At 39.4% G+C, this 13,869-nt stretch carries 14 protein-coding genes; 12 read left to right on the top strand and 2 right to left on the bottom strand.

What is annotated here, in order from left to right; genetic code table 11:
- The first annotated feature begins 4 nt into the window (after positions 1-4).
- The 10 genes from B5F25_RS22430 (at position 5) to B5F25_RS07060 (ending at position 5,820) form a co-directional block, all read left to right on the top strand.
- The gene (locus B5F25_RS22430) at positions 5-724 is read left to right on the top strand and encodes a hypothetical protein (RefSeq protein WP_087248569.1); all 720 of its coding nucleotides are present in this window, start codon (positions 5-7) and stop codon (positions 722-724) included.
- Between the two features lie 133 nt (positions 725-857).
- Positions 858-1,583, top strand: a complete 726-nt coding sequence (tssD, locus tag B5F25_RS07095; RefSeq protein ID WP_087248567.1) for a type VI secretion system tube protein TssD — start codon at positions 858-860, stop codon at positions 1,581-1,583.
- Positions 1,584-1,598: 15 nt separating this feature from the next.
- Positions 1,599-2,474, top strand: a complete 876-nt coding sequence (locus B5F25_RS22215) for a TIGR02594 family protein (protein ID WP_013618437.1) — start codon at positions 1,599-1,601, stop codon at positions 2,472-2,474.
- Positions 2,475-2,485: 11 nt separating this feature from the next.
- Entirely contained in the window at positions 2,486-2,962 is a 477-nt protein-coding gene (locus B5F25_RS07085; protein WP_013618436.1) for a hypothetical protein, read from the top strand.
- A gap of 6 nt (positions 2,963-2,968) precedes the next feature.
- Positions 2,969-3,616, top strand: a complete 648-nt coding sequence (locus B5F25_RS07080; protein WP_087248565.1) for a hypothetical protein — start codon at positions 2,969-2,971, stop codon at positions 3,614-3,616.
- Positions 3,617-3,852: 236 nt separating this feature from the next.
- A complete protein-coding gene (locus tag B5F25_RS22425; RefSeq protein ID WP_241148373.1) occupies positions 3,853-4,140 on the top strand; it encodes a hypothetical protein in 288 nt (95 codons plus the stop codon).
- Complete coding sequence (locus B5F25_RS22420) at positions 4,140-4,397, top strand: LysM domain-containing protein (protein ID WP_241148372.1); 258 nt, start codon at positions 4,140-4,142, stop codon at positions 4,395-4,397. The genes B5F25_RS22425 and B5F25_RS22420 overlap by 1 nt, the downstream gene beginning before the upstream one ends.
- Positions 4,398-4,507: 110 nt before the next feature.
- Positions 4,508-4,834, top strand: coding sequence for a hypothetical protein (locus tag B5F25_RS22415; protein WP_241148371.1), 327 nt, complete (start codon positions 4,508-4,510; stop codon positions 4,832-4,834).
- Between the two features lie 277 nt (positions 4,835-5,111).
- Positions 5,112-5,303: a hypothetical protein gene (locus tag B5F25_RS22720; RefSeq protein WP_087248630.1), complete on the top strand. Its 192-nt coding sequence runs from the start codon at positions 5,112-5,114 to the stop codon at positions 5,301-5,303.
- Between the two features lie 58 nt (positions 5,304-5,361).
- Positions 5,362-5,820 carry a hypothetical protein gene (locus tag B5F25_RS07060; protein ID WP_013618430.1) on the top strand — a complete coding sequence of 153 codons (459 nt, stop codon included), beginning with the start codon at positions 5,362-5,364 and terminating at the stop codon, positions 5,818-5,820.
- Between the two features lie 259 nt (positions 5,821-6,079).
- Here the strand turns inward: B5F25_RS07060 and B5F25_RS07055 are convergent, their stop codons facing one another.
- Together B5F25_RS07055 and B5F25_RS07050 are read right to left on the bottom strand one after the other, a co-directional pair.
- Positions 6,080-7,189 (bottom strand): PDDEXK nuclease domain-containing protein, encoded by a 1,110-nt coding sequence (locus B5F25_RS07055; protein ID WP_087248563.1) that lies wholly within the window; start codon positions 7,187-7,189, stop codon positions 6,080-6,082.
- A 25-nt stretch (positions 7,190-7,214) separates the two neighbouring features.
- Positions 7,215-8,438, bottom strand: coding sequence for a site-specific integrase (locus B5F25_RS07050; protein ID WP_087248561.1), 1,224 nt, complete (start codon positions 8,436-8,438; stop codon positions 7,215-7,217).
- A gap of 385 nt (positions 8,439-8,823) precedes the next feature.
- On the opposite strand from B5F25_RS07050, the gene gyrB reads away from it, so the two are divergent.
- Positions 8,824-10,788 (top strand): DNA topoisomerase (ATP-hydrolyzing) subunit B, encoded by a 1,965-nt coding sequence (gyrB, locus tag B5F25_RS07045; RefSeq protein WP_022039830.1) that lies wholly within the window; start codon positions 8,824-8,826, stop codon positions 10,786-10,788.
- A 186-nt stretch (positions 10,789-10,974) separates the two neighbouring features.
- Complete coding sequence (locus tag B5F25_RS07040) at positions 10,975-13,659, top strand: 4-alpha-glucanotransferase (protein WP_087248559.1); 2,685 nt, start codon at positions 10,975-10,977, stop codon at positions 13,657-13,659.
- Positions 13,660-13,869 lie beyond the last annotated feature (210 nt).

Below are 13,869 nucleotides of genomic sequence, written 5' to 3'. Positions count from 1 at the left end.
CGGAATGGACGATAATCTGATTTTAGAGGGGCTTCTCTCAATGGTTACTGAACTGAAAGAGAAGCAGGAAGCGCAAATAACACCAGCCAGTCGGGAGGAAACTCTTGAAAGGTTGGATGCTATCGAACAGGCGTTGTCGGAACTGCACAATAATCCGGCTGTTCCCGAAAAGGATTTACAGGCTATCCGAAGCCAGCTTGACGATATAAGGAACAGGATGCAAGGTCAGCAGAAACATATTGAGGACACCAAGAAAATATCACTGGAAACCTATCGTTGTTTCAAAACAATGATTGATACATTGAACGCTTACAGGACAGAGAAAGAGAGTGTAATCCCCTTACCGTTTTATCAACGGATTTACAATAAGGTTACTTCTTGGATTCGTCCGGGATTGTTTATCTTTTCGGCAGTGCTGGTTCTCTGTTCCGCTTCCATATGGTTGAACATTCGTTTGGTTACACGAATGCAAAAGTTACAGGACAACGATATAAAATATCGCTATTTATTGATGCAGGGACAGGCAGATGGAACGACCCTTGATTTGCTGGAGAACAATTTCAAATGGCAGAGAAATGAGCGTTTTATCCGAAATCTGACGGATTCGGTGATTGATTTTGAATACCGTTTGCGAAAACAAGTGGAAGCGTTGGAACGTGCAAGACTGCTCAACGAACAAGCCGAGCAGTTGAAAAAGGAAGCTGACAAGATGAAGAACCGTTAATGCTGATAATCAGGAAGAAATATATTTATGTTCTTGAGCAGATAAACAGAGATAATCCGCTCAGATAATATCATTCTTCCTGATTTTTTATATATTTGGGATTGATGATGTTAAACATATAAAAGTAAAGAGTATGAATTCTGAAATAACCTTAGAAATAAATAGTTACAAGCATAATATATTAAGGTATGAATATGGCTTTTATCGTAACATTGATTGGAAAGGTAGACCTACTACCGGGATATTGGGTGGAGACATCTATGTAGAGATGGAATCTGATAGCAGTAATGCAGTATTGGAAATGCTGCTTGCCGATATGGACAGACCGCTTCAAAGTTTCTTTTTAAGGTCTGAACCCATACCTGTGTTCGGACGGATAATTCATACCAAGGATGACATAATGTTTCGTGAAATCGCTTTTGATGAAGCGTACCTTTATTTTCACGAGGAGAGTATGAGTGCGGAGGGAAATGCTCCTATGATTACTCGTTTCCTCATATCTCCTACACGATTGGATATTAACAGAACTGTCAAAATGGACAGGAGAGTCAGCACGACTTACGGCTTTTGGTGGGAGGAATATAAGGAGGAAGAAAACTTTAAAGTAATTACTCGTGTTTTAGAAGAGGGTTCAATAGGCGAAATTGTTGAAGTTTATTGGAAAGATGCAAATTCTCATCAAAGAATAAATGAATTTCCTCATAATGGTATAGCTACCTTATGTGCTGTAGTAAAACATGCAACTGAAGGTGATAAGGTTAATTTTATACTTGAATTTGATGATGGCACTTTCAAACGGTTTTCAGGTGTCGTTGATTCAAGAGGTATAGTAGAAGTGAAAAATGTAAAATTGTTATAATTGGAGGATTTTTATATGGTTAAGGTTATTGGTCTTTATAAAGACTCAGAAAAAAGTGCTACTTTAAATAAAGTTCATTTAAAAGCATATTGGGCAGATGAGGATGGTAATAAAATAGACAAAGGGTATTTTGGCTCTACGGTAAGATTATATATTGAAGAATATTGGGCTTACAATGTCCTATTAAAGATATTTTTAAAACAGGAGGACTTTGAAGAGGTAATATTCTTAGATATGTTGAAAAATATAATTCCTGCTTATTTTTTCCAAATGCAAAATTATTTAGAAGTTTGTTTAAAACAGTCTTATGATTATAAGAGTTTATTGTCCCAAAAAGAAATAAAACTATGTTGTGGCATTTCGAATGGATTTGGGTATTTTCAAGAAACTCCTATAATCGCTTCTATGCCAATAATCAACAAAATTCCTTGGATGGATATTGCTATTGGAGAATTAGGTGTTCAAGAAGTAAGAGGGAAGAAACATAATGAAAGAATTATAGAATATCATAGTGTTACTAATTCAAATTTTGATAAAGATGAGATACCTTGGTGTTCCAGTTTTGTTAATTGGTGTTTATATCAAGTTGGAATTGTGGGGACAAATAACGCATTAGCATATTCTTGGTTGCATTATGGAATAGAATTAAATAAACCAGCTTATGGGGCAATAGCAATTATGAATTATTCTCATGTTGGATTTGTGGCAGGAATCAATGACGACCATCGAATTATCTTATTAGGAGGGAATCAAGGGGATGCTGTTACTTTATCTCCAAATTCTTCAAAATTAGTGAAGTCATATAGATATCCAATTGGGTTTACACCTGATTATAATCTTCCTAAATATCATCTTAAAGGAAGAAGTTTGGATGTTTCATCAACGCGATAATAATCATTTTTATGAGCAAATTTATTTTATACATAAGCATGACAATATTAGGCTTTATATTCATGCCATTTTATGCTAATTGCCTGAATATTGATAGTACGAATATAAAATCTAAAACAAAAGACACATTAGTTTTTTGTTATAATTGTGATACATTAAGTCAAACTCTTGTTTTTCAGCGAATAGACGATATAAAAATTGATTTTGAACTAACCTCGTATAATAAGTTAAAAAATGAAATTAAGAGAGTAAATGGTGTAGCTGAAAATAAATACTCATCTGATTATGGCTCAGAAATGGATTTCAATGAAGATGGTGAGATGTATCTTGTTATAGAGTATTTATATGAAAGTGAAGAAATTTTTCTTTCTTTCAGATTTAATAAAGAGTACACTAAGGTTAATGTAGAGGTAGCTGATGAGGTGTTTCCCAATAAATATTGTCCATTACATTCAATCAAAGCATTATCAAAATGTAAAAGTAGGTGATGTGCTTTGGCAAATTTAGTCAAGGATATGGGCATTTTATATCTTATTTTTAGTCTTTTGATTGTTAGTATTACTTCTATTTGTATTATTGGGTATGTAGTTAAAACAAGAAAATATCATTTCTTATGGATTATTGTTGCTTTGATAGTTTTATTGTATTCAGCAAATGGACTTTACAACTATTATCGAACATGTCAAATACCAAGTATTACCCTACTTTCATTTAGGCAAGTTAATGCCGATGAGATTCATAGCATAATACCATATAACAAAAATTATCCAGTATATGTATTGGAATTTAATTCAGACAAAAAATTGGAAGATTTTTCTCGTGCTCCAAAAATAGCTTTTTTATCTCCTTTTATAGAAAGAAAAGACTATCAGTCTATTTTAGAAATAGGAAAAGATTCTGTTTTTGAGAGTATTTATATATATCCAAGTAAAAAAACTAATAGATATGATTATATTGCTTTATTCCAAAATGATAATGAATCCATAGAGAGGCTACAACATTATAATACACTTTATTTTAGGCTGTTTTTTCTTGGTTATTTAGCCCCTATTTATGGTACACAATCTGTTTCTGTTCCAATGTTTGATACACACAGCCGAGATTCAGATCGATTGTTTTTAGACAAATATATAATCCAATAATTGCTTAATACCGAGTGAATTGTATATATTTAATAACAATAAATAGTATTATATACACCAATAATATTGTAGAGGATTTGTATGGTGATTAATTGGGTAAACTTTTTGGAATATGGAGGTGATTAGAAAGATTAGCAATCAAAATGTATAGAAAACACTTAAAATTATTTGATATTTGCGAATATTTTATTAGATTCGTTTGAAATAATACACCATAATTTTAATTATATCCATCTATGAGCCAATACAATAATATTTTTATAAGCAGAGAAGATTTTCTGGATTATAAAACAAAAGGAATTCCGTATACTGGATTTGTCATAGGAGAAGGGTATGCTTTTGTACAATATCAGAATTATTATGAGGACGCGTATGGAACAGTCATAGATATGGATGACAATATATTGCCATACCAAATATGCATACCTAACATTGTTCAAATCCAATGCATTGATACCTCAAAGAAAATGATAAAAAAAGCCTTAGAGGACTATTTAACAAAAATGGATGCGCAAGATATGTAGTGTGTGAAGGAGATACCTTAGCATATATTGCAGAAATGTTTGATGTTACAGTTGAAGAATTAAAAAGATGGAATGACCTGTCAAGTGAGTATTCTATATCCACAGGACAAAGATTATTAATAATTGACATAACGGAAAGAAGGATTATAGATATACCAAGACAGGTTTACAATGGTGAAATAAGAGAATTGAGAGGATTAGCAGCTTTTGAGATGGACATAAACTCTCCTTCTTCAAACATTTTAGAGAAGGGCTAAGGTTATTCACAAAATTCTTTTATGATGGGGTTAATGCCCCTGTAATTTGGATTACAGGACATACACTTGGAGGTTTTTCTTAAACACCACAAGAAAGAGCGCAAGCATTCATGGACTTTGCTCCCACAGCATTCATTGGAGGAGTACTAAGAATTTTAGGACCTTGCAGTCAAATAACAAGTGGTCTTAATGGCTATAATGCTTATGTCAAATCTCCAATGTATAAACAAAATCTTTATAAGCCTAAAGGACACGGATGGCAAAAAGAGGCTGGAAAAATGTTTCAGCAGGCTAAACAACGTTTCAAAATGAGTGAAGAAGGTAAATCATTTATTGACATGGTAGAAACTTTCAACTTTTGGAATGATACCTCAGAAGAACATTTTAATTGGTATGAAACTTCAATAGATACATTAAACAACAAAAACAATAAGTAATAATGAGTGCACCAGGTATATATTATCATGTTGGGAAATTCTTAGTTTGGATTTGGCATAATCATACACAGAAAAAAAAGATAAAATATGAAGATATTATATTTCAATATCCAATAAAACTATTCTGGATAGTTGGCATTATTGCAGGAATATTATTCATCATAATAGGATATGCGTTATTCAGACTGACAAAAGACCTCTAAGAGCAACGGAAAACTATAAATGGCAGTTTATTTCTGAAACGAACCATAAAATGAATATTCAAAAGACGATAATAATGATTGATATTGTAGGACTGGAAAGTATAGGCAAATATATTATTTGGCTATGGAGTAAATATGTAAAACGAAAACATATACCTTATATGGACCTTGAGTTTCATTATCCCAACTATCTCTTTATAGCATTGGGATGTCTTGTAGTTGCCATTTTTTTAGTCATAGCAGTTACTTATTTTTCAATTAAATAAGGAAGAAAAATTGTACTATCCTCAAACTATCAGGTAATCAATAAAAGCTTCAAGTGATATGACAGGCAAATTCATACATTGGATAAAAGAGAACGGTTGGGAAATTGTTGGTATCTTGCTGGCTATGAATATTATTTACGTCTATTTCTCTGATAAATATTACTTTTATAATTCCGAAAATGTACGCTATACCATAGCCAAGTATAAGGATACCAGTTTTCTGGTAGGAAAAAGTCCAAAAACACAATATGATTTTTCTTATGAAGTGAATGGAAATAGCTATAATACTTACACAAGAGCAACTCTTAGCAATTACAATCTTGAGGAAGACAGACTACTTATTAAATATTCAACAAAGATGCATGGAGCAGGAGTTGTTGTAAAAACAGTTGTTCCTAAATGGGTACTTGCGCCACCCAAAGACGGATGGAAACAGTTTCCTCCCGACATAAACTGGAAAGGCGCGGAGCTTGATACTGCCTATATGAAGAAAATGAATCTGGAAATACCTAAATAATGTTCATGCTGTGAAATAAGTTGAAACCAATAGGCTAATCAGCAAGAATTATATTCTTCTTTACACTATTCAGTGTGAATATGTATTTACTTAAAGTCAATTTCTATACGGAATGTCTTTTAGCTTTTTATAATAAGGTTAGTTTATGGCTTTGTATATATCCAAAACAAACTAAACCTATTTCTATTAGCAGCAAAATATTTATGCTGGCGAAAAGAGAAATAGTCTTTTTCTTTTCGCCAGTATTTGTTTGGTTGAATTATTGGCAGTTTGCAGAAGTGATAAACTCCTTTATTTCTTCCTCACTTGGAAGTTCTATCATGTACTTCTGCACGAAGATGTTCGGGTCTAATCCGGCAGTGGCATATTTTACTAATGTATCTCCCTTTTCGGTACAAAGCAAGATTCCGATAGGTGGATTATCATCCGGCAGCATCACTTCCGCTTTAAAGTAGTTAAGGTACATATTGAGTTGTGAAGCATACTCATGGCGAAACTTGTCTATCTTCAATTCCACAATGACATGGCACTTCAAAATGCGGTGATAGAATACAAGGTCAGCAAAGAAATAATCCTCATCAATCAGGATACGTTTTTGCCGGGCTTCAAAGCAGAAGCCATGTCCCATTTCCAGCAGGAAGTGTTGCAGGTTGTCAAGAATGGATTGCTCCAAGTCGCTTTCTGTTACTAAGGCACGTTCATTCAATCCTAAAAATTCTAAAGTAACAGGGGTGTTGATAACATCTTTAGGCTGCAATAAGGCTGCTTGTTGCCGGACTAAAGCGGAAAGAGCTTCCTTGTTTTGGGATAGTCCGCTACGTTCATAGTATAAAGATGCTATTTGTCGTTCTAACTCCTTATATGACCAACAGCCACGAATGGTTTCCATTTCATAAAAAGCTCGTTTTACAGGGTTGTTAATAGCAGAGATGAGCATTAAATTAGAATATGTGAGTTTATTAAAGAGTCTATCTGCCGGAATTATCCATTCTTTTGCAGTTCTCAATTCGGCGGACGGTATCCGCCGAATTGGTTCTATTAATTCGGCACACACTGAGTGCCGAATTTGGATTTGCGATGTAATATATTGTGCAATAGGCTCTTTTAGCTGTGGATAAACAAGATACAAACGCCTAAACTCACGAAATCTACGTTCATTCAGACCTTTTGTTTTCAGACGTTGTTCCAGCTTCTTCAACAGTTGTTCGCCGTATGCTGCACGGTCTTCTCCGTTCTGCTCAAATTCCACGATATAGCACCCCATAAGCCAGTTACGGGCGGTAAGGGCGAGGTTTACAGCGTGTGCGGCTTGTGCCTGCAACGTGTTCTGTATCGTGCTGATATGTTTTACTAATGATTCAAAATCCATAGTTACAAAGATAGGTCTTTTATGGTTAAAACTTTAATTCGGGTAAGCTATTTATCGCTTCCTCTTTTAATTTATCCACTGCACGGGTGTATTTCTCTGTGTGCTTCAATCCGCTATGTCCTAAAAGACTGGCTACCGTCTTGATGTTCGCACCGTTATTCAAAATGTTCACGGCAAACGAGTGTCTTGCACAATGCCAGCTTATGTGCTTGTCTATTCCGGCTCTTTTAACCCAACGCTTCACGGATTTACAGCAACTCTCGTATGAGGGCAAATTGAATATCAGACAATTCTTGTCTGCCGGAGCTTCGCCAATAATAGACAGCAAACCATCGTTCAGGGGAATAACTACACCGCTGCTGGCTGAATGTCCTTTTGTCTTGCTTTGTTCAAATTTCAATAGTCGGTTGGCATAGTCCACGTTTTTATAAGTAAGGTCTTTTACATCGCAGAAGCGTAAGCCGCAGTACAGACAGAAGATGAAAGCCCGTCTGACTGTCGGGTTTTCATTGTCGTAATGGCAAACCATCAGTTTTTGTATTTCTTCGGGAGAAAGCACATCTTTCCGAAGTATTTGGCTATCTACCTTGCAGGTAACACCTTTACATGGGTCTTTCAGCATGACATCATGGTCTATGGCATATCGAACAACTTTCTTGAATCGTTGGAAAATGCTTTTTGCTCCCTCACCCACACTTCGGGATTGTAGGTAAGCAACAAATTGTTCCATCATTTCTTTTGTAATGAGTTCGGGCTTGATACTAAATTCATTCACAGGGTATTGTTCTTTCAAAAAATCCTTGAAACGATTAAGCGCAATTTGCACCATGCGGATATCTTTCTTCGTGTAACTGTTAATATAGGCTTGATAATAATCCAAGAAATTAACTGTCCTGTCTTTCTTCAAGCGGTAACCAAGCATACTTTCCTTGAACTCCTGCTCACGTTCTGCACGTATTTTTGAAGCGAGTTCCAACGTTTCCTTGTTCTGTTGCCGTTCCGCAGGAGTACGTGGCTTGTCTATCAGATACAGGCTAAGGTTTTCTTTTCGCCTGTGATGTTTGACTGCGAATTTTGGCTTTCCTTGCATCTTGCCACTTTCGTAATATACCTGATTGCCGTTTTCATCCAATACGGGCTTTTCCTCTCTACCTAAATAATACTCCAAGTAAAGGCTGATTCTGCCATCCGAAAGTTTATTTTGTTCCAGTTTCGGATTTTCTTTCGTTTTATTTTCTAACTTTGCCATTGTTTAGAGGTTTTATCCCGATTTAGGTACCGTAACCGGGTAAAATTACTAAATAGTTGATTTTCTTTTGTTTTCCGATATTGCAAAGGTACAAAAGAAAATGAGATTTCAAAGTGTACTAAAAGTGTACTGAATAACAGAAAACGGGCAAAATATGGCAAAAATGGAGAAAATAGGAAGTTTGCAAATTGCTGATAATAAGGGAGATAAATTCTTTTATTTTCCTATGATTTCTATGCCTTGTACCGGGTCTGGGTACATAAAAAGGCTGATAATCGACTGATTATCGGCCTTTGTTATTTTCCGTTTTTTTAGAGGAACAAAAGTTCACTATCTCACGAAAAATGCGTATCTTTGACCGTTTTAAAAAGTAGACTGAAAAGATATGAGCGAAGAACTGACCCTAAACAGCGGAAATACGTATTCGGCAAGCAGCATTCAAGTATTGGAAGGACTGGAAGCCGTACGCAAACGCCCCGCTATGTATATTGGCGATATCAGCGAAAAAGGATTACACCATCTGGTGTACGAAGTAGTAGATAACTCCATTGATGAAGCACTCGCCGGTTATTGCACCCACATAGAAGTAACTATCAACGAAGACAATTCAATCACCGTGCAAGACAACGGGCGAGGCATCCCAGTAGATTTTCACCAAAAGGAAAAAAAGTCGGCACTGGAAGTTGTGATGACCGTCCTCCATGCCGGAGGTAAATTCGACAAAGGCTCATACAAAGTATCTGGAGGACTGCACGGTGTCGGTGTATCGTGTGTGAATGCATTGTCTACCCACATGGTGACCAATGTGTTTAGAAACGGAAAAATCTACCAACAAGAATATGCATGTGGAAAGCCACTTTATCCTGTAAAGGAAGTAGGAACAACCGATATTACTGGAACCCGTCAGACTTTCTGGCCTGATGCATCGATTTTTACCACTACCGAATACAAGTATAACATTCTCCAGGCACGTATGCGCGAGCTTGCCTACCTGAATAAAGGTATTACTATTACCTTGACCGACAAGCGCGAAAAAGAAGAGGATGGTTCGTACAAACAAGAGGTCTTTCATTCGGAAGAGGGCGTAAAAGAGTTTGTACGCTTCCTTAATTCAAGCAATACACCACTCATCGATGATGTCATCTATCTGAATACTGAAAAACAGGGTATTCCTATCGAGTGTGCCATCATGTACAACACAGGCTTCCGCGAAAACCTCCATTCATATGTAAACAACATCAACACCATCGAGGGAGGTACGCACGAAGCAGGATTCCGCACGGCATTGACTCGTGTGCTGAAGAAATATGCCGAAGACAGCAAGGCATTGGAAAAAGCCAAGGTAGAAATTTCGGGCGAGGACTTCCGTGAAGGGCTGATAGCAGTCATTTCGGTAAAAGTAGCAGAGCCACAGTTTGAAGGACAGACTAAAACCAAATTGGGCAACAACGAAGTGAGCGGTGCTGTCAACCAAGCCGTGGGTGAAGCTTTAACTTATTATTTGGAAGAACATCCGAAAGAAGCCAAACTTATCGTAGACAAGGTAGTATTGGCAGCTACGGCACGCATTGCAGCCCGTAAGGCACGTGAATCTGTACAACGTAAAAGCCCGATGGGTGGAGGAGGGCTTCCGGGCAAGCTTGCCGACTGCTCCAGCCGCACACCCGAAGAATGCGAACTGTTCCTTGTCGAAGGTGATTCGGCAGGTGGCTCTGCCAAGCAGGGCAGAAGCCGCCAGTTTCAAGCCATCTTGCCGTTAAGAGGTAAAATCTTAAACGTAGAGAAAGCCATGTGGCACAAAGCGTTCGAAAGTGACGAAGTAAACAACATCATACAGGCACTGGGGGTACGCTTCGGTGTAGATGATTCGGAAGACAGCAAGAAGGCAAACATTGAGAAGCTGCGCTACAACAAAGTCATAATCATGACGGATGCTGATGTTGACGGCTCGCACATTGATACCCTGATTATGACTTTATTCTATCGCTACATGCCTGAAGTAATCCAGGGCGGACACCTTTACATCGCCAATCCTCCTCTCTACAAATGCACCAAAGGCAAAATCAGCGAATATTGCTATACCGATGAAGAACGTCAGGCATTTATGCAGAAATACGGTGACGGTACCGAAACAGGTATCCACACTCAGCGTTACAAAGGTTTGGGTGAAATGAATCCGGAACAGTTGTGGGAAACGACCATGAATCCGGAAACCCGCATTCTGAAGCAAGTCAGCATCGAAAACGCAGCAGACGCCGACTACATTTTCTCCATGCTGATGGGGGATGATGTAGCTCCACGACGTGAATTCATAGAAAGACACGCCACATATGCGAATATCGACGCATAAGGCGTTTTTATTAACTTCATATTCATTCACAATTAAAAATCCAGCCCCGCATCTTACACTAGGGGAAGCTCCAGCAATGCATTTTGTTGCTGGAGTTTTTTTTATTCCCACATTGACACATTCCCACATTTGCATATTATCATATAATTCCTTATATTTGACACATAAACTAACCAACAGAATCAGATGAAACTCACATTCCGTATCCAATACCATACTGTTTGGGGAGAAGACCTCCGTGTCATCTTCGATGAAGGTGACCCTCTCTTTCTCCAGCTTTCCACCCGCGACGGAAGCGAATGGAAAGGAAGTTGCGATTATTCGCCTGCCGAGTCCGGACGTCCTATCACCTATCGTTACGGGGTGTTCCGCGACGATATGTGCATCCGCAAGGAACTGGGAGCTATTGCACACACCGTGTATTCGGGCAATGTCCAGCAACATCAATACCTCATAGAAGATTGCTGGCGCGATCTTCCTACCGAAAATTACCGTTATAGTTCCGCCTTTAATGATGTCCATCCACTGACATCGCCCAATCGATTGAGCAACAATGTGGGAAGCTGCATCACTTTCCGTGCCCTTTGTCCGGGATTGCATGTACAAGGACAGGAACTGGGGATTATCGGGAGCTGTAGTGCACTGGGTAATTGGGAGTATTGCCGTCCTATCCGGATGCACGAGGTTGCTTCGGGCGTGTGGCAGCTCACATTGGATGCATCGGCACTAAAATCACCATTCGAGTATAAGTTTGTCGCCATCAACGAGAAGACGGGAGCTGTAGAAGAATGGGAAACGCGTCCTAACCGCCTTTTTCAGATACGTCCGCTTCAACGCGGAGAAACTTATCTGCCTGCCGAAGCAGAAGTATTCTTCAACCGTCCTGCCTGCCGTATTGCGGGAACAGCCATTCCTGTGTTTTCGCTCCGCTCGGAAGGAAGTTGCGGTGTAGGTGACTTCGGCGACCTGAAACGGTTCATCACGTGGGCCATCGAGACCGGACAACGTGCCGTACAGATACTCCCTATCAATGACACTACAATGACTGGTACGTGGATAGACTCATATCCCTATAACAGTATCTCCATTTATGCTTTTCACCCGATGTATATTGACCTGCGCCAGTTGCCTGCATTGAACGATGAAGAAGCAATGAAGGCTTTCGAGCGACGCCGTATTACCCTGAACGGCTTATCGCAGGTCGACTATGAAAAAGTAAACTGCCTGAAACGGGAATACCTGCATACCTTATTCCACCAAGAGCAAGAACAATTTCTGGAAATGCCGGAATTCAAAGCTTTCGTGCAAAAGAACGAAGAATGGCTACAGCCTTACGCTGCATTCAGCGTGTTGCGCGACCGGAATGGCACTGCCGATTTTCGCCGATGGGGAGTGGACAGCGTATACCAAGCAGACCGAGTGCAGCAAATGTGCATCCCCGGAAGTACGTACTACGAAGACATCTGTTTCTACTATTTTTTGCAATACTACTTGCACGTACAACTGCTTGATGCCTGCACCTACGGACGCAGCCAGGGAGTCATCGTGAAAGGTGATATCCCTATAGGTATCAGCCGCAACAGCGTGGAGGCATGGGTAGAGCCTTATTATTTCAATATGAACGGGCAAGCAGGAGCTCCTCCCGATGCTTTTTCCACCAACGGACAAAATTGGGGAATGCCCACCTACAACTGGCAAGTGATGGAGAAAGACCAGTACCATTGGTGGCAACGACGTTTCCGCAAGATGGCAGAATACTTCACGGCCTACCGCATCGACCATATCCTTGGTTTCTTCCGTATCTGGGAGATTCCTTATCATTCTGTCCACGGATTATTGGGGCAATTCGTCCCTTCGCTTCCAATGAGCAAAGAAGAAATACAAAGCTTCGGACTCGATTTCGACAAGGAACGTATGACACGTCCGTACATTGATGACCAGTTGATAGATAAACTTTTCGGTGACAAGGCACACGAGGTGCGCCACACTTTTTTGAAACATCTTCCCAGCAAACTGTATGCCTTGCGACCCGAATACAACACTCAACGTAAGGTCGAGACATACTTTGACGGAAAGGATGACCCCGCCAGTACGGATATGCGCGAAAAACTCTATTCACTCATCAGCGATGTGCTCTTCATCGCTGACCGCGATGACCCTAATAAATTCCATCCACGCATCGCCGTACAGAACGAACCGGTATTCTGCCACCTTTCTGCTAAAGAACAGCAAGCATTCAACCGCCTTTATGATCATTACTACTACCAGCGTCATAATGAATTCTGGTACCACGAAGCGATGAAAAAACTACCCATACTGCTTCAAGCAACCCCGATGCTGGTATGTGGAGAAGACTTGGGTATGGTACCGGGCTGCGTACCTTGGGTAATGAACCAGCTACAAATACTTTCACTCGAAATCCAGCGGATGCCCAAACAAACCGGTATAGAGTTTGGCAGACCCGAGAACTATCCTTACCTCTCGGTATGTACCATCGGCACCCACGATATGACTACCCTGCGCGGCTGGTGGAAAGAAGACTCCACCGTTACCGACCGCTTCTATCATAACGAACTGCACTACTGGGGCACAACACCCGAAGAAGCTCCTGGCTGGTTATGCGAGGAAATCGTCCGCCGTCACCTGCAGTGTCCTTCGATGCTTTGTATCCTGACGTGGCAAGACTGGACCGCAATGGACGAAGCCACCCGTAATGCAGACATTGATGCCGAACGCATCAATATCCCGGCCAATCCACATAATTACTGGCGCTGGCGGATGCATATCACCCTCGAAAAGCTGATGAGTCTTACCGACTTCAATCAACATATTCGCCAGATGATTGCTGAAAGCGGAAGAGCAGACGGATAAAGCTTTTTCTTTAAAACACAGTTTTTCGTTGACTAGTTCTATAGATTGAAAATTCAAAACAGCTAATCTGCGAAAAACTGTGTTTGCTTGCTTAGTTCCTATGTTTGTAATGTGCTAGCAAAATAGCATAAAGCCAAGAGAATTATTAAATTTGTAAATGAAAGAAATAACTTAATACCCCCATGACTTTATGCGTAAACAAAGTAACAC

Source organism: Bacteroides sp. An19 (genome assembly GCF_002160215.1).
Classification (GTDB): domain Bacteria; phylum Bacteroidota; class Bacteroidia; order Bacteroidales; family Bacteroidaceae; genus Phocaeicola; species Phocaeicola intestinalis.
This window is presented reverse-complemented; position numbering and strand designations above follow the sequence as displayed.